Genomic DNA, 18,950 nt, shown 5'->3' on the forward strand with positions numbered 1-18,950 from the left:
TTACTGCTTCACGTAGATGGCGTCGTAGTTGATGACGCGTGTTGGATCGATATAGATGTTATCGGCCCCGCCCATGCGCAGCGACTTGGCAACGACGCGACGCTCGTTGATAAGCGGAATCCAGGGAGCATCGGCCATGATATCCGTGAATATCTTGCCCCATGTGGCCGAGCGTTCGGCCACCTTGGCCGGATCAGACATCGAATCCGCAGCAACGGCCCGCTTGTCGATATCCTGATTGCAATACCAGGACCAATTCCACCCACCAGCTACGGCGCCGGAGCAGCCGAGGATTGGTCCGTAGAAATTCGACGGGTCCGGAAAGTCTGCGATCCAGGCCATACCGCCGGACCAGATCATTGGTGCTTCACCCTCGGTCCCGCCTGCAGCGATAACGTTGGCTTGCGCCAAGGCGCGAACTTCGGCCTTCACGCCGACAGCCGCCAAATCTTGCTGAACTGCCTGTGCTATCCGCGGCTGGGGATCTGTGTTGGTGGAGTAGAGCACGGTTTCGAAGCCGGTTGGGAACCCCGCTTCCGCCAACAGCGCCTTGGCCTTTTCAACATCATAGGCATAGCCGGTAAAGCTCTTGTCATAGCCCGGCATCAGCGGCGGAAGCGGCTGGCTCGCCGCCGTTGCACGACCATTCAGGATGCGCGTAATGCGATCCTTATTGATTGCCATGTTGAGCGCCTGGCGAACCTTAAGGTTGTCGAGAGGCTTCACCTTCGTGTTCAACGTAATGTATCCGGTTTGAAGTTGTTGCCCGTCCACAATCATCTTCGGACCGTCGGCAGAGTTCTTGATCTCGAGAAACTTGGCTGGAGGTATGCCGTCGCCGGCGATGTCAACTTCGCCCTTCTGCAGCCGTAACAGTGCCACAAGCGGCTCTTGGCCCACTTCGACCGTAAACTTGTCGATGTGAGGCATGTCCTTGACGAAATAATCCGGATTGCGTTCAAAGACGAGGTGCTGGCCAATTGTCCAATCCTTAAGGATAAACGTACCAGAACCGACTGGTTTCTTGCCAAAATCCCCGCCCGCGGCCTCGACTGCCTCATGCGGAACAACGGAAGCAAAATTGATTGCGAGGACGTGGAGGAACGTGGCGTCTGGCCGGGACAGGTGGAAGGTTACCGTCGAATCATCTGGCGCTGTAATACCCTCCAACGTCGTCGTCTTGCCAGCTGTGACGTCTTCAAACCCCTTGATCGCCCCGAAAAAACCGGCGCCTGGTCCTTGAGTCTTTGGATTTACAGCCCGTTCGATCGAATACTTCACATCGGAGGCCACGACTTCCCGGCCGTTCGTAAACTTCACACCCTTGCGAAGCTTGAAGGTGTAAGTGAGGCCATCATCCGAAACCTCGAACGTTTCGGCGAGCGATGGAACCAGATTGGCCGTCCCCGGTTCATAATCCATCAGCCGCGAATAGAGACTCTTGATCATCGACCAGTTGACCCAGTCGTACCCGATCGCTGGATCAAGGGTGGCGATGTCGTCCTTATAGGTAACGATGATATCGCCGCCTTGTTGTGGCGTATCCTGCGCAAACGAAGGCAATGGCGCAAGCGCGAGTACCGTCGCAATTGTTGTGTTTCGAAGCCAGCTTTTGAACATTTTGTTCCCCTTTTTTGATTGTCAGAATTTAGCGTGCGCGAATGCGCGGATCGATAAGCGGTGCAATAGTGTCCGCTACAAGATTGCCGAGGACGATGGCGAGCGCTGAAACGAGCGTCACGCCCATGATGATCGGGATATCGACCTGCTGTATCGCCTGCCAGGCGAGCTGACCGATACCGGGCCATCCATAAACGGCTTCGACAACCACAACGCCGCCCATGAACTGGCCAATATCAATTCCGATCATCGCAATGATGGGCAGCATGGCATTCGGGAGGGCATGCCGCAGGATAATCCGCGCGGACGATAGACCCTTGGCGCGGGCGGTCCTGACGTAATCCTGATTGAGGACGTCGATCATGGCCGAGCGTACCATGCGTGCGTACCAGCCCGCGCCAAGAATACCAAGTGTCATTGCCGGCAAAACCACATGCGCTGGCGTACCGAACCCGCTCATCGGGAACCAGCCAAGTGTCACTGCAAATACATAAAGAAGGAGCAGGGCAACGACGAATTGGGGAGCGGAAACACCAATAAACGATGCCATCATGACGGCCCTGTCGATCACGCCTCCGCGGCGAAGCGCTGCAATGATGCCGAATGTGAGCCCAAGGACGACTTCCAGCAGAATGCCTGCCGCCATCAAAACAAGTGTGGCTGGGATACGGGCCGCTATCAAAGAGCCTACATCTGTTTTCTGCGCATAGGAGCGGCCAAGATCACCATGTGCGATACCCTGCAGATAGGCCCAGAATTGAACCAGCAATGGTTGGTCAAGACCAAGCTCACGCCGGATATTGGCAACCGTCTGTGCGGTCGCACTGCGACCGGCGATCATCCGTGCCGGGTCGGCTGGCAGGGCATAAAGCAGCAGGAACGTGATCGCCGCAACACCAAGCAAGATCAACGCGGTTTGCACAAGGCGGCGCAGAACGAGGAGTACCATATCAACCGCGCCCTCGCTGCGTCGGATCGAGGATGTCGCGCAATGCATCGCCGACGAGATTGAATGAAAGTGCCGTCAAAAGAATGATCGCGCCAGGAAAGAACACAAGCCACGGTGCCGCTTGAAAATAACTCTGGCTTTCGAAAATGATATTGCCCCAGGACGGCTGCGGCGGCTGCACCCCGATGCCGAGAAATGACAACGTTGCTTCCAGCAGCACGGTCGTTGCAATGCCAAGCGTTCCCCAGACAATTGCTGTCGGGATCAGATGTGGGAGAATGTGCATGAACAAAATGCGCAAATGTCCCGCACCGAGCGACCGTTCTGCGAGTATGAAATCCCGTTCGACCAGGCCTCGCGTCTCCGTATAGACGATCCGCGCTACCTGCACCCAGTTCACCAATGCTATAACCATCGCGACGATCCACAGGCTGGGTCGAAGCAATGCCGCGAGTACGATAGCGAGAAGAAGGGCGGGAAATGCCATCATCAAATCTGTAAAGCGCATGAGTAGCCCGCCAACGATGCCGCGCAGATACCCGGAGAGAATACCGATGAACAATCCGATCGCGACGGCGATTCCGTTGGCGACGAGACCGATGACCAAAGATGTGCGAGCACCGAAAAGCATCCGAGAAAACAAATCACGCCCAAGCGTATCGGTTCCGAGTAGAAATTGGCCGCTCGGCGGCATCGGAGCTCCTTCAAGCGTCAGGCCGTCGAACATCTGATTGTCAGGGCTATAGGGCGCAATAAGAGGCGCTGCGATCGCCATTGCCACGACCGTCACAACGACAATGAATCCGAAAAGCGCTGCAGGTTGGCGCAACATGGCTTTTAGTACGTCCATCAACCGGCCTCCGGGAGGGGCTCTGCGCCGCCGATAATCGAGGCGGCGACCTGTTCCATTGGCAGCCGTCTCTGCATCGCGCAGTTGCGCAAGATGCTGTAGGCATGCTCTTCGTCAGTTTGGCGCGCCGCCATGATTTTCTGTACCGCGGCATGAACCAACGGGCGGAGGCGAATACGCTCTTCGAGATGCAGGAGCCTGTTGCGAACCGTTTCACGCTCCGTGTGGATGCTCACTGCCATAACCAGTGCAGGGTAGATGGCCGACGCAGTGATCGGCTTGGATATGATTGTGCAAGAGCCGTGTTCCATGAGCCAGGCGATGCGGCCCGGCGCTTCCGACCCGAGAAGTGCGACAACTGGCCGGGGTGCGCTGGCTCCACTCCATGGCAGAAGGTTGTCCCATCCCTGATCCGCATCAACGAGAATCATGTCCGGGAGTTCGTCGACATCGAGAGGGGTCCACTGGATTGTCACGTGAAAACCCAACAGCTTCAGCTGGCGCGATAACCGCTCTGTTGCAGCCTCCGGACGATGCAAGACCGTGACGCGCCATCCCGTAAAATTCGGCGTTTCCCTCATGACACGATCCGTAATTTTGGTGCTGGGCGCTTCCTGCGTCCAGTTAGATAGGGATCGGCCGCAATTGCGGGCCGTGATGCGATGATATCAAACCCATTGTCGGTGGTGATCCGGCCCAGATGAAATGGCAACGCTGCATGATTGGTTTCGCCATCGATGCGAATATCGCCATGCACTGTCGATAGGGGCGCTCCCGACAATCGGCGAAGAACTATTTGCGGGTCGTCCGTTCCGGAGGCCAGGATGGCTTCACCGCACATTTTTACGGCCGAATAAGCGCTGGCGAAGAAATTGGAAATACGCCGCTCCGTTCCGAAGCGCTTTGCGAGGCGCGCCTTGAATGCCAGATTTTCAGGTGTGTTGAGGCTGTCGAAGTACGAAGCTACCGACAATTGTCCCGTTGCGACGCCACGACCGACTTCGCCGAGTTCGCATTCCGTCAGGTCGCAACTGACAACGGGGCAGTTTTCGGGCTTGAAGGCCGGGTCGCGATCTCCAAGCAGCTTGAAGGCTTTCAGGAACGCATAGCTTGCCGGACCAATAAGATTGCTGAGGACGAAACTTGGCCTGCGCTGTTCGATGTCATTGACGATGCGCTCGACCGCGGTTTCTTCGAATGGCAAATAACGCTCGCCAAGAATCTCACCCCCCGACTCGTTGATCAGTTCACGCGAGAGCCTGTTCATCTCCCAGCCCCAGACATAATTGGCGCCGAGGAGGTAAGGCCGCTTGCCATAACGGGGAAGGAGATATTCGAAAAGAGGAATAAGATGCTGATTGGGACAAGCGCCGGTATAGATGACATTCTCGTTGGCCTCGAAGCCCTCATAGGGGCACATATACCAAAGCAGACCGTCGTGTTTTTCCACGAGCGGAATGACTTCTTTGCGCGCCAGAGACGTGATCGTTCCAACAATGTGGCGACAATCGGAATCGCGCAGCATTGAACGCGCGCCTTCGAGATATTCTGGGATTGCGCCATGCGGATCGATGAATACCGGCTGGACCAGATTGCCATGCGCAGCGCGCAACTCTCCGATGGCAAATTCGGCGCCGTCACGCGATTCGCGCCCCATCGCCCCGTACGGGCCGGTTGTCGAATAGAGTATGCCGATTTTTACCGCGTCCATCAGCCTGCCAATACCAAAAGCCCCACGACGCAGTATCCCATCAAGGATGGGGCGTCATGGGGCGAAACTGCCCTTCGACCATCGAAGTCATGTGATTACAGACGATTTGCTCAATCTGCAGGCATGATTAAAATACGGGCAAGCAATTCTTGTCAAGTGTGAATCGATCGGTGCGCGGCCTCGCATGCAACTGGTATTCGATACGAGTCATGGCATCTCCCTTCGTTTGATTTCAATGTGGGTTAAACCGTGGGGGAGTGTTTATATTGAGACCAAAGCCCAATCCGCACTAAGGGTCTGCCTGGCGACCAGGGCAGGACGTTTCCCTGCCAGTCCAGATACAGGTTCTGTCGTGTTCCTGCGTGGTTGGTAAGAACCTGCGCCATACCTTTTACACTTTCCTCGACGGATATCTCCGCGTCGACGGTGCCGTCCAGCGTGCCCATAGCGGTGGCTGCCCAGCCAGGATGGATTGACAGCACGGTCAGCTCGGGATGATCCGCATGAATGGTGCGGGCGAGTATATTCAGTGCCGCCTTGCTGGCCCGGTATAGGTCCAGCTTTAAGCCGGGCTCGGTATTCAGCGTGATACTGGCACGGTGTGATGACATCACCGCCAACGTACCGTTAGGAGACAAGCGGTCCAGCAGTCGGTGCGCCAACCGGATCGGACCGAAGCAGTTGGTCAGCATGATCTCTGAGAACTCGGCGTCCGTCGCTTCAGTCACTGAATTGTGTAGCGGCCCGAAAATGCCTGCGACCAGAAAGATGACGTCAAACGAGTCTCCAATTTCGCTGCGCAATACCTTGACCTGATCCGCCTGTGTTACGTCCACATGAGCAACTCGCGCAACCGACTGCAATGCGGTTGTATCAGCGCCTGCACGTGCAGTTCCGGTGACGGCCCAGCCCATGGCGTTTAGTGTTTCGGCGAGGCCGAGACCAAGGCCACGTTCGGCCCCAATGATGAGAATTGATGGCATCGATAGTCCTTTCACAGTGCGGTGTAGCCGCCATCGGCCATGACCATGGTGCCGGTCATGAAGGCAGAAGCTGGAGAGGCGAGGAAGGCGATGATCTCGGCAATGTCTTGTGGCTGACCGACGCGACCTAGTGGATGGGATGGGCCATAGCTCGCCAGGGTGGTGCGACTGTCGGCTACAATTCCCTCCAGGATATCTGTCTCGATCACGCCCGGCGCGACGGCATTGGCACGAACGCCGCGGTCGCCATACTCGACAGCGATCACCTTTGTCGGCATTGATCGAAGCGAATTGTTTGTCACGACCAAGCTCTGGATCGAGGACGCGACCTATGAGGGTGCCAAGGCCGCTTTCGAACGTTCCTTGAACAAGCTGCAGCTCGACTATCTGGACCTCTGGCTCATCCACCAGCCTTACGGCGACGTCTACGGGGCATGGCGGGCAATGGAAGAGCTGTACAAGGCAGGCCGCGTCCGCGCCATCGGCGTTGGCAACTTCTATCCCGACCGCCTGCTGGATTTCGTGCTCCACAATGAGGTCGTCCCCGCGGTCAATCAGATCGAAATCCATCCGTTCCATCACCAGGACGAGGCGCAGAAGCTGCTTCAGGAATACAACGTTCAGCCCGAAGCATGGGGTCCTTTCGCGGAGGGAAAGAACGGGCTGTTCACGAACGAACTCTTGGGGTCGATTGGTAAGAAGCATGGCAAAAGCATCGCGCAGGTCGTGCTCCGGTGGCTGATCCAACGCAACATCGTGGCTATCCCGAAGTCCGTGCGCAAAGAGCGGATGGCCGAGAACTTTTCGATATTCAACTTCGAGCTCGATCAGGAAGACGTCGCCGCAATTGGTTCGCTTGACGAGAACGCCAGTAGCTTCTTCGATCATCGCGATCGGCAATGGTGAAGTGGCTTGGCACGCGCAAGCTCTAAAACAAGGCCGCCGTGTGCCGGGCTGCTGACCTCCCGTTTCGAGTTCGATGCCATAGGCACGTCCTGGGAGATCGACACGCCTGCGCCACTGGAGCCGGCGACGAAGGACCAAATCCTCGATCTGGTCGAGCGTTTCGACAGCGTCTATTCGCGGTTCCCCCATGACTCCATCGTCACGCGAATTGCGAAAGCTGTCGATGGCGGAACGTTCAGCTTCCCGGCTGATGCAGTCCCGATGTTCGAGATTTACGACCAACTTCATGCCGCGACGGATCGGGCGGTCGATCCGCTCGTCGGTCGCGACCTCGAGCTTCTCGGATATGACGCTAGTTACTCGCTAACGCCTGACGAAGATGCGGTGGAGTTGATATCGAGACACCGCCTGGTCTGGTGCCAGGACGTTATGCGCTCGGGCAGGACGATAACGACACGAGCTCCGCTCGTCGTCGATGTAGGAGCCGTAGGTAAAGGGAGCCTCATCGATCTCGTCACCGGGCTTCTCGCATCCGAGGGTATCGAAGGCTTCATCGTCGATGGCAGCGGGGATATGCGCCATCGCGGAAGCACCGCACTCGATGTCGGCCTCGAACATCCTTTCGATCCAAGCATGGTGATCGGAGTCGCCAACCTGAGAAATGCCTCGATCTGCGCGTCCGCATCAAATCGCCGGCGGTGGGGCAAAGGCCTCCATCATGTCCTTGATGGTCGAACCGGACGGCCGACGATGGATGTCATCGCCACTTGGGCCATCGCGGCCGACACGGCAACTGCCGACGGGCTCGCTACGGCACTGTTCTTCGGCTCGCCCACACAACTGATGACGACGTTCGACTTCTCCTTTGTCCGTATGTTCGCCGACGGGCGCGTCGAGGTTTCGGACAACTTCGATGGCGAAGTCTTTACTTGAGACAAGGAAACACGATGCGACACCAGACAAGGAACATTCTCGTGACGACCGCCCTGACGATGACGCTTGCCGGAGCAGCGGAAGCACAAAGCGCCAGGCCCGCCCAATATGCCGACGGGGGTCTACACGGCGACAGGAGATTACGGCGGCCAACCATCGCACATCACCGTCAGGGCGTGGCTCAAGGACGGTATCATCACTGCCGTGACCGTGACTCCACATGCCTACGTTCGCCGCTCTCTCGAGCTGCAGCGCGCCTTCGCCGTCGCGGTGCCGAAGGTCGTGATCGGCAAGCGCATCGATCAGGTCAAGGTCGGCAAGCTGGCTGGTTCCAGTGGCACGCCGAAGGGGTTCAATGATGCCATCCGGAAGATAAAGGAACAGGCTGCACGTAGATGACGGCGATGACGATCGTCATCCGTGACGGCTTCCATGCCGCCCGAGCGAAAAAACACAACAGGAGTACGGAAGCCGAAATTCGCGCCAATCTTGCCGCCGTTGCTGCTGGCGAAGTTGGCCGCGGTGGCGCAAAGCGTCGCCGTTTGGAGGAGTAGGTAAGCCAGGCCCAAGGCATTTAGAGTGCGCCTTCGCGGAATCTCAAAAAAGACGCTCAAAGAGGTCAACTGAAAGGCTGACCTGGTGCCGTTCGATCACTCTTTCAATGCCTCGACCAGCAAGGTGAACGCGGGCGAATGGTGCCGGCGCGAGGGGTAATAGAGATGGTATCCGGGAAACGGCGGCGTCCAATCGTCGAGGACCTGCACAAGCCGCCCGTCATCAAGATACTCCCGAACGACGTCTTCGTGAACGTAGGTGAGGCCATATCCGTCCAGGGCAGCTTTCACAATCTGGGGAACCCCGTTGAATGCCACCTGACCGTCCACCCTCACCCGAATTTCGCCTCCGTCTCGTTCGAACTCCCAAGCATAGAATCCGCCATAGCTCGGCAGCCGCAGGTTGATGCAGCGGTGCGCCGTCAGTTCCTGCGGCGACTTCGGCGGCGGCTGGTCCCTAAAGCAGGACGGCGCACCAACGACGATCATTCGCGCCAGCGGCCCGATGCGGACTGCAATCATGTCTTTCTCGACCTGGTCGCCTAGCCGAACCCCGGCATCGAAGCGCTCGGCCACGATGTCGGTCAATGCAGACTCTGCGATGAGTTCGACCTTGATGTCAGGATACTCGAGGAGGAATGCGGAAAGCTTGGGCCAAAGTATGGTGTCGATTGCATGCTGGCCGGCGGTAATCCTGAAGCTTCCCGCCGGCTTGTCCCTGAATTCGCTGAGCGCCGATAGTTGGGCATCGATAGTGCCGAACGCGGGCGCAAGGGTGGAAAACAACTGTTCTCCCGCAGCCGTTGGGGCAACGCTCCGCGTCGTTCGGGTCAGCAGCCGAACTCCGAGCCGTGCCTCCAGACGTTTAATAATCAAACTGAGCGATGACTGGGACGTGCCAAGCCGGGCGGCGGCCTTGGTGAAGCTTTTCTCCTCGGCCACCGCCAGGAAGGCCATCAGGTCTCCAAGTTCTTCCCGCTGCATTCATTGACCTTAGGTATAAGTTCAATCTCATATTAGCGTCTAATCGAAACAAACGACAAGGTCTATATGTCTCCTCACACAGAAGAGGCACTGGCCTCTTCGCAAACCAAAAGCAGCAATTGGAGCCGTTTTATGAGCTTGAAAGGCCTTCTCGTCATCGCCGCTTCGATCATCGCTCCGCTTGCCGTCCAGCCGGCGATGGCACAAGAGGCCGAGGGTCCGGTGATCCGGATCGCGGAGCTGGAAATCGATCCGGCGCAGATGGCCGCCTACTCGGCTGCCGTGAAGGAGGAGATGGAAGCATCCATCCGCGTCGAGCCAGGCGTCCTTGCGCTCTACGCGGTGTCGATCAAAGGCAAACCCAACCACCTCAGGTTCTTCGAGATGTATACGGACGAGGCTGCCTACGATTCCCACCGCGAATCTCCGCATTTCAGGAAATATGTCGAGACCACCAAGGACATGATCACCTCCCGCAAGCTTTTCGACACAGACAATTTCCAGCTCAGTGCCAGGCAGCGTTGAACGAGAGAAGCGGAGGGTGTGCGTAATGAAGCGATCTCCCCTGTCAAAGCTTTGGCCCGGAGTGATCCCATCACCGAAAACCAGTTCGACCACAGTTGAATGTATCTCTCATAGCAACTGCCGGCCAGGAATTTCAGGAGACCCGGATGAAACATCTAATCGCACCACTCATGGGAGTTGTTATGATGACTGCCTCGGATGCAGGAGCTCAACAGCCCAATCTCGAAGGCCGCCGTTTCTCGCCCGATCAGGTTCGTTCAGTGGCGCCCGCTCTCGAAGAGTACACGCAGCAACGCCTCTACGGCGACGTCTGGCAGCGTCCCGGTCTCGATCGGCGCGATCGCAGCCTCGTTACGATTGCCGCGCTGATCGCGCGAGGAGAAGCCCCGGCTCTCACCTACTACGCCGATCAGGCGCTTGAGAACGGCGTGAAGCCATCCGAGATTTCGGAGGCGATCACGCATCTCGCCTATTATTCCGGCTGGGGAAAGGCGATGGCCACGGTCGGTCCCGTGAGCGAAGCTTTTGCCAAGCGAGGCATCGGCCCGGATCAGCTCGCAGCCGTCGAATCTCCGCCTCTGCCGCTGGACGAACAGGTGGAAGCACAACGCGCCACCACTGTCGGCAACCAGTTCGGCAGCGTTGCTCCCGGCCTCGTTCAGTACACGACCGACTATCTCTTCCGTGACCTATGGCTGCGCCCCGATCTGGCGCCGCGGGATCGCAGCCTTGTCACGGTCGCCGCGCTGATCTCGGTCGGTCAGGTTGAACAGATCGCCTTCCACCTGAACAAAGCCATGGACAACGGGCTGACCGAAGAGCAAGCCGCCGAAGTCATCACCCATCTGGCATTCTACGCCGGCTGGCCTAACGCGATGTCGGCGCTGCCGGTTGCCAAGGCCATCTTTGAAAAGCGCCGCAGCTAATCCGGGGCGGCCAAAGGATGGTAAAGTCGTGGACTGGTTCAAACATACCTCGAACGAGCACAATGCCGGGTGCTGCGGTGTCACTTGCTCGCGGAATCCTCTTCGCAGCGACGCTGCAGACACTCGTCGCCCACGCAGCTCACGCCCAGACCAATGAGGCAGCCATGAAGGTCAGATTCACGCTCAACGGGACGGTCGTGACGGCAACCCTCGAAGACAATGCTACAACGCGCGATTTCATCGCCATGCTGCCGCTGACTGTCACGCTTGAGGATTTTGCAGCGACCGAGAAGATCGCCTATTTGCCACGGAAGCTCAGCACGCAGGGAGCTCCGTCGGGAATCGATCCCAAGGCCGGTGACGTCACCTATTACGCGCCGTGGGGCAATCTTGCTCTGTTTCACAAGGATTTCCGCCATTCGCCCGGTCTCGTGAAACTCGGGCATATCGACCAGGGCATCGAGGCACTACGCATTACCGGCTCTGCCGCAGTCACCGTCGAACAAGCGAAAGACTAGCGCGCACGACGGACATGGACACACGCGATCAAGCGCCCAAATTCAGGGAGTACTTGCAATGAACACATGGCCCGAAGATGAACTGCACAAGATAGCTGAAAGCGACGACCTGCATATCGCGCCGCTCCGCGAAGACGGCACCACCTACGGCACGCTGACCTGGATCTGGTCGGTTGTCGTGGACGGCGGGCTCTATGTTCGCGGCTATAATGGCCAGAAATCGCGCTGGTATCAGGCCGCGATCCGTCAGAAGGCAGGCCGCATCACAGCCGCCGGCATGACCAGGGAAGTGGCCTTCGAACCGGGCGATGGCGCTCTCAACGATCGCATCGACGAAGCATACCGCCGCAAATACGCCACGAGCCGCTATCTCGCGCCGATGATCGGTGAACGCGCCCGCGCGGCAACCGTAAAAATTACCCCAAAGGGTTGAGGGTCAACGGCGTACGGGCTGACGAAGCACAAGGGTACGCCCATTGCGGAGAACAGAAGGACAGGCATGACTAAGCACTTTTACGCAACTCTTTTGGTCTTGCTGGCAGGAAGCTGCGCGCCTGGCTCTTCGATGGCGCAGGATGCCTCTACGCCAATTCTGAATCATAGTGAGAGTGCGTGGACGTCCAGCGTCCTCGCCGATGGTCTGGATTACCCCTGGGACATTGTTCGCGATGGCAAACGGCTGATCCTCACCGAAAAAGCCGGGTCCGTTGTGATTATCGAGAACGGGAAAGTTCAGCGGTCCGCTCTCGAAACAACCGATCCGTTGAGAACCGAAGGCGGTGCGGGACTGCTTGGCATAGCGCTTGCGCCGGATTTCGCCGACAGCGGTCGGGCCTTTTTCTATTATTCCTATTCATCCGGGTTGGAGCCAGCCAACCGGGTCGTTGCTGCCAAATTTGACGGGAATACGTGGCGTGAAACCGCTGTGCTCGTTGACGCCATTCCTGGCCACCGGCTTTACAATGGCGGTCGAATTGCCATCGGCCCCGACGGCCATCTCTATGTCACGACAGGCTGGACCGAAAACTATGAGCGCCCCCAGGACCTCAAAAGCCTCGCTGGCAAGGTTCTCCGCCTGACGCTCGACGGCGGCATTCCAGAAGACAACCCGTTTCAAGGCTCGTTTGTCTATTCCTATGGCCACCGCAATGCGCAAGGATTGGCGTGGAATGCCGACGGTGAGTTGTTTGTCGCCGAACACGGTCAGGCCGCTCTCGATGAGATCAATTTGATTACGCCCGGCGCCAATTACGGCTGGCCTGTCATCTCGGGCGACGAAGCCCAGGAGGGAATGCAGAAGCCGTTCCTCCATTCGGGAGATGACACCTGGGCGCCATCGGGGATTGCTTTCGCCGGCAACGAGCTGCTGGTAACGGCCCTGCAGGGCCGCGGGCTTTATGTGCTCGATCGGCAAAACCGAGCGCTCCAGCCCGTAGTCAACCTGGGTGAGCGTGTCCGGCATGTGCTGCCGGTCGGCGACGATCTCCTCATCATTACCACCAATCGATCTCCACGAGGGCAAGGACCTTCAAAGGATCGGCTGGTCAGACTATCTGCGCAGCGATGACCACAGCTGCGGCAACCCCCGAAGTCTTCGACCACCATGGGAAAGGAACCGAAATGAAGAAGCTGATTGCAGCCGCATCGCTTGTCACGCTGTCGACGGCGATTGCCCATGCGCAGGCCATCGAGATCACACCGAATGCGTCGGCACCATCCGCGCTAGGCGACGCCAATTTGTTCAGTGGGCACGTCGTCGTCAACTCGCTGTTTCCGGCGAACGAGTTCACGCATGGCACAGGCGGTCATGTAACCTTCGCTCCAGGCGCTCGTACCGCTTGGCACACGCATCCCGCCGGCCAGATGCTGATCGTCACTTCGGGCAAGGGGTGGGTTCAGCAGGAGGGAAGTGAAAAGCGGGAGATCAATCCGGGAGATGTCGTCTGGATTCCGGTCGGCGTCAATCATTGGCATGGGGCAACCGACAAGACCGGCATGGGCCACATCGCGATTTCCTACATGAAGGACGGCAAGAACGTCGAATGGGGCAAGCTCGTCACAGATGAAGAGTTCGCACCGTAGCTATTAGCAATAGTACACCGAAGCGCTGATCGAAACCCGGAGTCGACGACTTCGATCGCGTGTGACTGATGTTGCAGCATGACCTGATCTGCAATCGTCGCGACGTGGGATCCTGATCAGTCGCGACCAAGGTGCGCGCGAAACAATGTAGAGCCGTCGCCGAGGCGTGACCTCGTAATGTCCCTGAATCCGGCTTCTGTCATCCACGCGCGATACTGAGCTTCGGCATAGGCTTCGCCATGACGATAGAGGTTCAGAAAGGTCAGGTTCAGAAAGACTCCCTCGGGCGGTCCAAGTCGATCATCATCAACGACCCCCCATCCCGCAATCATAATCTCACCCCCGGGTGTGAGGCAGCGCGCCGCATTCAAAATCGAACTTCGCGCCCGGTCGGGCGGAAGAACCTGCACGACGGCCTTCAGGATCGCCAGATCGTGTCGGCCGGTGGAGGGTGCCGCACATATGTCCCCCACTTCGACAGCGATGTCGCGGGCGCCATATTCCGCCAGGATGTCCGCCGTTATCGCCGCGACGGTCGTTAGCTCCATTACTGTTGCGACGATATGCGGCCAGGATTCGCGAAGGCCGACGAGAATTGTTCCGGGACCCCCACCGATGTCTATGACCGAACGGACGCGAGAGAAGTCCATTGCGCTCGCCAATTGTCGGCCGAAATTCAGCGCACCAGGTGCCAGCTTGCGGTTGAAGGCCGCTGCGGCCGCGGGGTCCGCGTCGGAAAAATCATGCAGGGCGGCGGGTCCGTTCTGGCGCAGAGAGTCGGCCGTCAAAAGGTCTGCTCCCCAGAGCTCCCGCAGCAGCGCATGATCGGCGCCGCGATAGGTCGGCTTGGTCGCATCAAGATAGGCAGAGGCTTCGACCCCGTTGCGAAACTGATCAGCGCTGATCTCGAGAAGATCGATGCTGGCCAATGCGTATAGAAGCCGTGACAGACGATCCGGATCAATCTCGAGCGCTGCTCCAAGGCCTTTGGCGGTCATCGCCCTGTCTCCGAGCAGGGTGAAGATGCCAAGGTCCAGCGCGGCGCGAACCGCCAGAGCGCGAGGCACGGACGCCATCAGATTGTCGATGCGATCAGAATTCATGATCATCTACTTTCGCGGACCGGTTCACCAAGCTCGCGCGGAAATCGCTCAGGCGATGTCATGAGCTGCGCGTGCCCAGATCATCGGAATGCCCAGCCTCCAAGCGCTGCCATTGAGAGATTGGCCGGCCGTCGCGACGAAAAGGATGGTTGTTTTCGCCCCAATGCTGTGGCCAACCGGCGGGCGAGTCTTCCCAATCCTCCTGCCGTCCATAGACCGCCAGGTCGAGCAGGCGGTAAGTGTTGTCCATCGCCTCGACGCCGCGACGGGTCGTCCAATAGGTCTCGAATACGTCCGATCCCTGCCGGAGATAGCAGATGAGGTACATCATGCCTGGCCGGCGGCCGGCGAGCAGCGTGTCGGCCGAAATCTCTACCGAATACCATGGCATTTTCCAGCCCATGAAGTCGCGATAGAGGACACTTTCGTCATAGGAACCCTGGCAGAAGGTAGCGTAGGTAACGTCGCGCGAATGGATATGGGAAAGCTCACGAACCTGGGCGGTGAAGAAGGTACAGCCCTCGCATTGCTCCGGCGCGGGTCGGCCGTTGAACCACATATAGTAGTAGGCAATGAGCAACTGGCGTCCCTCGAAGGCGTCCAGCAGCGTCATCGTTCCGCGCTCCCCGACAAGCGGCGTCGCCCCGTCCACCGCCACCATGGGAAGTCGGCGGCGGGAGGCCGCGATGGCATCACCTGCTCTCATGTGGGACTTCTCTCGAACACGCAATGCGTCCAGTTCTGCCTGGAACGTGGCGCGCTCTACGATCTTTGGAATTCCGTTATCACGTTTCCTACTAGGCATGATCGTCTCCTCCTATGACCTGCAGATAACCGTGAGTATAGATTAGAACACGAAATCGAAGGGTGAGAGTTACAAGTGTGACGGCATTCTGATGCCAATGCCGTTCACAAGCACAGCCGATCCAATCCAGTCTCGAAACTCCGGTGCATTAACGGCTAACCCAACGATGGGTTCAACTCGGACCCTTCAAAGGTGCTGTCTTAGAAAGCTCCTGATGATACTTGCGACCTCCGTTGAATGGGTTTCGAGCGCAAAATGACCTGTATCCAGGAAATGGACCTGCCCGTCAGGAAGGTCACGTTTGTAGGCTTCGGCGCCTGCGGGTATGAACGCAGGATCATGCCGGCCCCATACGGCGAGAAAGGGTGGTTGATGTTCGCGAAAATACGACTGGAATTCCGGGTACCGCTCGATATTGCTGGCATAGTCGTGAATGAGGTCCAGCTGGATCTCTTCTGCACCAGGACGGGCCATGAGGGCAATGTCCAGCATATATCCATCGGGGCTGAGCAGGCGTGGGTTCGCGCCGGTTCGGTACTGCCAGTTTTCGATGACTTCGGCCGAAAGCGCTGAGCGGCACGCCTCGCGATTTTCCGGCGTATCATCCTGCCAATAGGCCCGCCAGGCATCCCACTCATCGCTGAACCCCTCGAGGTAGGCGTTGCCATTCTGACTGATCAGAGCGGTCACGCGCTCAGGATGAGCAACTGCAAGCCTCAGCCCTACCGGCGCACCATAATCGAAGATGTAAAGCGCATATTCTTTCAATCCCAACGCGTCGACAAAACCGCCGATGACCTTAGCCAAGTTGTCGAATGTGTATTCGAACATTCCACGCGGCGGGGCCGACGTATATCCGAAACCGGGGAGATCTGGCGCAATCACATGATAATTGTCAGCCAGTTGCGGTATGAGGTCCCGGAACATGTGGCTCGACGTCGGGAAGCCGTGCAGCAGCAAAAGGACCGGTGCATCCTTTGCTCCCGCCTCGCGGTAGAAAACATTGACCTCGCCGACCTGCTGAAACCTATCCGGTATCCGGAAAGCGGCGCGCACATATCGTTCTTCCAGGGTCAGCACCCCGACCGGGTCGAAGCCTATCTTGCCAGGTACGATAAACGAAGTCGCGCCCTAGAGTTCCCCGCCCGTTGCGGCCTTTGGACTGAATAACGATTTCCGACGCGGGCAATGAAAGCCGGATGCACGGCAGCCGTGAGAGCGGACCCGCCCATCGATGCAGTGATATGAAGATGACGCAAAGGAAGCGCTGGCGGGAGCGATCGCACAACGTAAGGATTGGCTGTCCGAGATGCCGCTGTCGTCCCATAGCTCACTTGCTAGGGGCAGATGTCGAGCAGTAGTTGCAAACTCTAGTTTGATTGTTTAGCGTTGCTATTCATTCGTGCAGATCTTTGTTTTCAGAATGATCAGGAGACAGCAACTTGCCGCCAGCCCATCGTCGCGGAGATATCGGTTCCGGCCATGCCTGCCATTTCCCCCCCTCCGCCGCCACGGGAGGAAGCCCGAATGTCTTTGTTAACGGCAAGCCGCTGATGCGTGTCGGCGACAGCTATCAGGCACATGGGTGCTCATCTTGTCCAGAGCCCTCTCACGGCCGTGCGCTGGCCAAGGGCTCGTCGACCGTATTTATCAATGGACAACCGGCTGGTCGGATTGGCGATGCTATAGACTGTGGCGGTAAGGCCGCACAGGGATCGCCGAACGTTTTCATCGGCGATGCGGGTGCAAAATCCACCCCCTGTCAATCTGGCTCGACGGTAGCAGCATCTCCCTCCTTGAAAAGCTGATCGCGCGTGACGGAAGAAGCCGAGAAAGCCAAAGTCAATCCGGAGAGTCGTGCACGGCTGGATCAGGTTCTGTCATGGCTTGCTGCGAACCCTGAAATGCGTGTCTATGCTGGCCTGGAAGGAGCCCTCTTTGATGACCTGCCATCGCGACTCGCTGCAGCTACGATAGCGCATCGGTCGCTTTACCGCGGCGACGACTATGGCTTGAAGGTCGGCGGCCCCTGGCTGGCTGATCTCTATTACCTCCATCCCAACGATGATGATCTTTATGAGCCGTTCGGCGAAGATTCTGTTCGGATGAAAGATGACGTCATTGGACGACCTGCCGATCCCAACGTACAACTCGCATCTCTAATGCAGATCGTCACAGATAGCCGCGCTGCCGTCTTTTGGGTCGGCGATGCTGATTTGACGGAAGTCGCCCTTTATCGACATCTGCGCACGATCAATCAAATACTCATTCCTCGCAGCAAGTCCGAAGAGACGGCGCCAGAACGCGTCACTTTCCGCCATGCCGATGCCAATGTTATGGCACAGGTAACGGCGGCAATACGGACGGATCAATGTGCACGCCTCCTCGGCCCGGCCCGCTCCATCCTATTCACCCCCCATGAGGAGTGGGGCGGCGGTTTGAAGCGGGTCGACAGGCCGCGGGATGCCACCGCGTCCGTTGGTCCGTTGGCCCTTGATACACGAAATGTTGCTGATATCGAGCAAAGCCGATTCAACTGGCTCACGGCACGAACCGTCGAATATCTACGCAAATACGGTAAGGAGAGGGCTTCTGCCATCTCGGAGAAGCAACTGGAGACCATGGTACGCGTCTGGCTGAAATCGGCTCTCGGATACCGAGTAACCCGAGAGCCGCAGCTGCGCAAATGGTGCTACATGCAGCTCTTCACACAGGGAAACCTGGAAACCGTGCCGGGACTACGTGATTTTATCATGGCACAGAAATCCAGTCCTGACCCCAACGAACGGGTAGATATTCTTATGCGTGAAACCACCAAGCAATTGAAGGAGCTATAATATGGTTGCTTGGTTTCTTCCGGCCATTCCCTGGATTGTTGAGGGCCTCATAGGTACAGCAGTTGTCGGAACTGCTCATGTTGTAACGCCGGGCAGAGAGGAGCGCGAGGAAAGCATGCGCCAGCTCGGCAATGCCATCGCCGGCATTGGCCGCGATGATGCCGCCATGATGGAGCAAGCCAATGAAGGTGCAGAAGAGAATGCGGCTCAAGGCGATGCCGTTGACGCGTGTACGACCTGCGATCCCCCGCCGGAGTGTCAGGAGGCAGCCGGCGATGTCAAGGAAGGGCTATACCAGAACAAGCGCCTGCCGGGTGCATCAGGCGGCTTTCATGGTTATCTCAATCGCATGGTAGAGCAGATGTGCGGAGCCCATGGCCCGGGAACTGTTGGGTTTAACAATCACATTCAGGGCCTTCAAGGCGCTTTTAACAGAGTGAAAGGCGGCGTGGAAAAGATGAACAGGGCGCGCTGCAATCCCGCGCAGTTGCTGAGTCGCAAGGAGCGGCTGGTGATCAATAACATATTGAGCCGAAGAATAGGCTGGACCCCTGAGACCATCTCGTGGAAGGGTCGCGACCATCCCGATTGTCTGAATTTTACCAACTTGCGCGACACCGGCAATCTGGGCGATCTCCTGCGTATCATCCGACCGGGGCTCTGA

At 57.9% G+C, this 18,950-nt stretch carries 24 protein-coding genes; 13 read left to right on the plus strand and 11 right to left on the minus strand.

Annotation, left to right across the window (positions count from 1 at the left end):
- The 7 genes from M8997_RS17640 to M8997_RS17670 all read right to left on the minus strand — a co-directional run bounded on the left by M8997_RS17640 (position 1) and on the right by M8997_RS17670 (position 6,415).
- A complete protein-coding gene (locus M8997_RS17640; RefSeq protein ID WP_250015549.1) occupies positions 1-1,620 on the minus strand; it encodes an ABC transporter substrate-binding protein in 1,620 nt (539 codons plus the stop codon).
- Between the two features lie 28 nt (positions 1,621-1,648).
- Complete coding sequence (locus M8997_RS17645) at positions 1,649-2,569, minus strand: ABC transporter permease (RefSeq protein ID WP_250015550.1); 921 nt, start codon at positions 2,567-2,569, stop codon at positions 1,649-1,651.
- 1 nt (position 2,570) lies between these two features.
- Positions 2,571-3,419, minus strand: a complete 849-nt coding sequence (locus M8997_RS17650; RefSeq protein ID WP_250015551.1) for an ABC transporter permease — start codon at positions 3,417-3,419, stop codon at positions 2,571-2,573.
- Positions 3,419-4,000, minus strand: a complete 582-nt coding sequence (locus M8997_RS17655; RefSeq protein WP_250015552.1) for an ANTAR domain-containing response regulator — start codon at positions 3,998-4,000, stop codon at positions 3,419-3,421. The genes M8997_RS17650 and M8997_RS17655 overlap by 1 nt, the downstream gene beginning before the upstream one ends.
- Positions 3,997-5,133 carry a transporter substrate-binding domain-containing protein gene (locus M8997_RS17660; protein WP_371929606.1) on the minus strand — a complete coding sequence of 379 codons (1,137 nt, stop codon included), beginning with the start codon at positions 5,131-5,133 and terminating at the stop codon, positions 3,997-3,999. The genes M8997_RS17655 and M8997_RS17660 overlap by 4 nt, the downstream gene beginning before the upstream one ends.
- 239 nt (positions 5,134-5,372) lie before the next feature.
- Positions 5,373-6,113, minus strand: a complete 741-nt coding sequence (locus tag M8997_RS17665) for an SDR family oxidoreductase (RefSeq protein ID WP_250015555.1) — start codon at positions 6,111-6,113, stop codon at positions 5,373-5,375.
- A gap of 11 nt (positions 6,114-6,124) precedes the next feature.
- The gene (locus M8997_RS17670; protein WP_250015557.1) at positions 6,125-6,415 is read right to left on the minus strand and encodes an SDR family oxidoreductase; all 291 of its coding nucleotides are present in this window, start codon (positions 6,413-6,415) and stop codon (positions 6,125-6,127) included.
- On the opposite strand from M8997_RS17670, the gene M8997_RS17675 reads away from it, so the two are divergent.
- The 4 genes from M8997_RS17675 (at position 6,405) to M8997_RS17690 (ending at position 8,506) form a co-directional block, all read left to right on the plus strand.
- Positions 6,405-7,019: an aldo/keto reductase gene (locus tag M8997_RS17675; RefSeq protein ID WP_250015559.1), complete on the plus strand. Its 615-nt coding sequence runs from the start codon at positions 6,405-6,407 to the stop codon at positions 7,017-7,019. The genes M8997_RS17670 and M8997_RS17675 overlap by 11 nt on opposite strands.
- Positions 7,020-7,025: 6 nt before the next feature.
- Positions 7,026-7,952, plus strand: a complete 927-nt coding sequence (locus tag M8997_RS17680; protein ID WP_250015561.1) for an FAD:protein FMN transferase — start codon at positions 7,026-7,028, stop codon at positions 7,950-7,952.
- A gap of 108 nt (positions 7,953-8,060) precedes the next feature.
- Positions 8,061-8,351 carry a hypothetical protein gene (locus M8997_RS17685; RefSeq protein WP_250015563.1) on the plus strand — a complete coding sequence of 97 codons (291 nt, stop codon included), beginning with the start codon at positions 8,061-8,063 and terminating at the stop codon, positions 8,349-8,351.
- Positions 8,348-8,506, plus strand: a complete 159-nt coding sequence (locus M8997_RS17690; protein ID WP_250015565.1) for a hypothetical protein — start codon at positions 8,348-8,350, stop codon at positions 8,504-8,506. Before M8997_RS17685 ends, M8997_RS17690 begins: the two co-directional genes overlap by 4 nt.
- Positions 8,507-8,602: 96 nt before the next feature.
- On the opposite strand, the gene M8997_RS17695 is transcribed toward M8997_RS17690, so the two are convergent.
- Positions 8,603-9,490 (minus strand): LysR family transcriptional regulator, encoded by an 888-nt coding sequence (locus tag M8997_RS17695; RefSeq protein WP_250015567.1) that lies wholly within the window; start codon positions 9,488-9,490, stop codon positions 8,603-8,605.
- A gap of 132 nt (positions 9,491-9,622) precedes the next feature.
- Between M8997_RS17695 and M8997_RS17700 the strand changes: the two genes are divergently transcribed.
- From M8997_RS17700 to M8997_RS17725, 6 genes are all read left to right on the plus strand, one after another.
- A complete protein-coding gene (locus M8997_RS17700; RefSeq protein WP_250015569.1) occupies positions 9,623-10,015 on the plus strand; it encodes a putative quinol monooxygenase in 393 nt (130 codons plus the stop codon).
- A 146-nt stretch (positions 10,016-10,161) separates the two neighbouring features.
- On the plus strand, positions 10,162-10,941 hold the full coding sequence (locus tag M8997_RS17705; RefSeq protein WP_250015572.1) for a carboxymuconolactone decarboxylase family protein: 780 nt from the start codon (positions 10,162-10,164) through the stop codon (positions 10,939-10,941).
- Between the two features lie 164 nt (positions 10,942-11,105).
- The gene (locus M8997_RS17710; protein WP_250015574.1) at positions 11,106-11,459 is read left to right on the plus strand and encodes a cyclophilin-like fold protein; all 354 of its coding nucleotides are present in this window, start codon (positions 11,106-11,108) and stop codon (positions 11,457-11,459) included.
- A 58-nt stretch (positions 11,460-11,517) separates the two neighbouring features.
- Positions 11,518-11,892 (plus strand): DUF2255 family protein, encoded by a 375-nt coding sequence (locus tag M8997_RS17715; RefSeq protein WP_250015576.1) that lies wholly within the window; start codon positions 11,518-11,520, stop codon positions 11,890-11,892.
- Positions 11,893-11,958: 66 nt separating this feature from the next.
- Positions 11,959-13,026 carry a sorbosone dehydrogenase family protein gene (locus M8997_RS17720; protein WP_371929598.1) on the plus strand — a complete coding sequence of 356 codons (1,068 nt, stop codon included), beginning with the start codon at positions 11,959-11,961 and terminating at the stop codon, positions 13,024-13,026.
- A 53-nt stretch (positions 13,027-13,079) separates the two neighbouring features.
- Positions 13,080-13,541, plus strand: coding sequence for a cupin domain-containing protein (locus M8997_RS17725; protein WP_250015578.1), 462 nt, complete (start codon positions 13,080-13,082; stop codon positions 13,539-13,541).
- Positions 13,542-13,657: 116 nt separating this feature from the next.
- Here the strand turns inward: M8997_RS17725 and M8997_RS17730 are convergent, their stop codons facing one another.
- The 3 genes from M8997_RS17730 to M8997_RS17740 form a co-directional block, all read right to left on the minus strand.
- Positions 13,658-14,650: an acetylserotonin O-methyltransferase gene (locus M8997_RS17730; protein WP_256473361.1), complete on the minus strand. Its 993-nt coding sequence runs from the start codon at positions 14,648-14,650 to the stop codon at positions 13,658-13,660.
- 52 nt (positions 14,651-14,702) lie between these two features.
- A complete protein-coding gene (locus M8997_RS17735) occupies positions 14,703-15,449 on the minus strand; it encodes a DUF899 family protein (protein ID WP_250015583.1) in 747 nt (248 codons plus the stop codon).
- A 186-nt stretch (positions 15,450-15,635) separates the two neighbouring features.
- Positions 15,636-16,526, minus strand: a complete 891-nt coding sequence (locus M8997_RS17740) for an alpha/beta fold hydrolase (protein ID WP_371929607.1) — start codon at positions 16,524-16,526, stop codon at positions 15,636-15,638.
- Positions 16,527-16,891: 365 nt separating this feature from the next.
- Between M8997_RS17740 and M8997_RS17745 the strand changes: the two genes are divergently transcribed.
- The 3 genes from M8997_RS17745 to M8997_RS17755 are packed head-to-tail and all read left to right on the plus strand — an operon-like array spanning position 16,892 to position 18,950.
- Positions 16,892-17,257, plus strand: coding sequence for a PAAR domain-containing protein (locus M8997_RS17745; protein WP_371929599.1), 366 nt, complete (start codon positions 16,892-16,894; stop codon positions 17,255-17,257).
- Positions 17,258-17,263: 6 nt separating this feature from the next.
- Complete coding sequence (locus M8997_RS17750; protein WP_250015585.1) at positions 17,264-18,286, plus strand: hypothetical protein; 1,023 nt, start codon at positions 17,264-17,266, stop codon at positions 18,284-18,286.
- A gap of 1 nt (position 18,287) precedes the next feature.
- Complete coding sequence (locus M8997_RS17755) at positions 18,288-18,950, plus strand: hypothetical protein (protein ID WP_250015586.1); 663 nt, start codon at positions 18,288-18,290, stop codon at positions 18,948-18,950.

Origin of the sequence: Phyllobacterium sp. 21LDTY02-6, from assembly GCF_023554255.2 — a bacterium.
Lineage (GTDB): Bacteria > Pseudomonadota > Alphaproteobacteria > Rhizobiales > Rhizobiaceae > Phyllobacterium.

Excerpts from the sequence above, each read along its gene's own strand:
- M8997_RS17640 (WP_250015549.1), bottom strand. The coding sequence starts at position 1,620 with ATGTTCAAAAGCTGGCTTCGAAACACAACAATTGCGACGGTACTCGCG.
- M8997_RS17645 (WP_250015550.1), bottom strand. The coding sequence starts at position 2,569 with ATGGTACTCCTCGTTCTGCGCCGCCTTGTGCAAACCGCGTTGATCTTG.
- M8997_RS17650 (WP_250015551.1), bottom strand. The coding sequence starts at position 3,419 with ATGGACGTACTAAAAGCCATGTTGCGCCAACCTGCAGCGCTTTTCGGA.
- M8997_RS17655 (WP_250015552.1), bottom strand. The coding sequence starts at position 4,000 with ATGAGGGAAACGCCGAATTTTACGGGATGGCGCGTCACGGTCTTGCAT.
- M8997_RS17665 (WP_250015555.1), bottom strand. The coding sequence starts at position 6,113 with ATGCCATCAATTCTCATCATTGGGGCCGAACGTGGCCTTGGTCTCGGC.
- M8997_RS17685 (WP_250015563.1), top strand. The coding sequence starts at position 8,061 with ATGCCGACGGGGGTCTACACGGCGACAGGAGATTACGGCGGCCAACCA.
- M8997_RS17690 (WP_250015565.1), top strand. The coding sequence starts at position 8,348 with ATGACGGCGATGACGATCGTCATCCGTGACGGCTTCCATGCCGCCCGA.
- M8997_RS17695 (WP_250015567.1), bottom strand. The coding sequence starts at position 9,490 with ATGCAGCGGGAAGAACTTGGAGACCTGATGGCCTTCCTGGCGGTGGCC.
- M8997_RS17700 (WP_250015569.1), top strand. The coding sequence starts at position 9,623 with ATGAGCTTGAAAGGCCTTCTCGTCATCGCCGCTTCGATCATCGCTCCG.
- M8997_RS17705 (WP_250015572.1), top strand. The coding sequence starts at position 10,162 with ATGAAACATCTAATCGCACCACTCATGGGAGTTGTTATGATGACTGCC.
- M8997_RS17710 (WP_250015574.1), top strand. The coding sequence starts at position 11,106 with ATGAAGGTCAGATTCACGCTCAACGGGACGGTCGTGACGGCAACCCTC.
- M8997_RS17715 (WP_250015576.1), top strand. The coding sequence starts at position 11,518 with ATGAACACATGGCCCGAAGATGAACTGCACAAGATAGCTGAAAGCGAC.
- M8997_RS17720 (WP_371929598.1), top strand. The coding sequence starts at position 11,959 with ATGACTAAGCACTTTTACGCAACTCTTTTGGTCTTGCTGGCAGGAAGC.
- M8997_RS17725 (WP_250015578.1), top strand. The coding sequence starts at position 13,080 with ATGAAGAAGCTGATTGCAGCCGCATCGCTTGTCACGCTGTCGACGGCG.
- M8997_RS17730 (WP_256473361.1), bottom strand. The coding sequence starts at position 14,650 with ATGATCATGAATTCTGATCGCATCGACAATCTGATGGCGTCCGTGCCT.
- M8997_RS17735 (WP_250015583.1), bottom strand. The coding sequence starts at position 15,449 with ATGCCTAGTAGGAAACGTGATAACGGAATTCCAAAGATCGTAGAGCGC.
- M8997_RS17755 (WP_250015586.1), top strand. The coding sequence starts at position 18,288 with ATGGTTGCTTGGTTTCTTCCGGCCATTCCCTGGATTGTTGAGGGCCTC.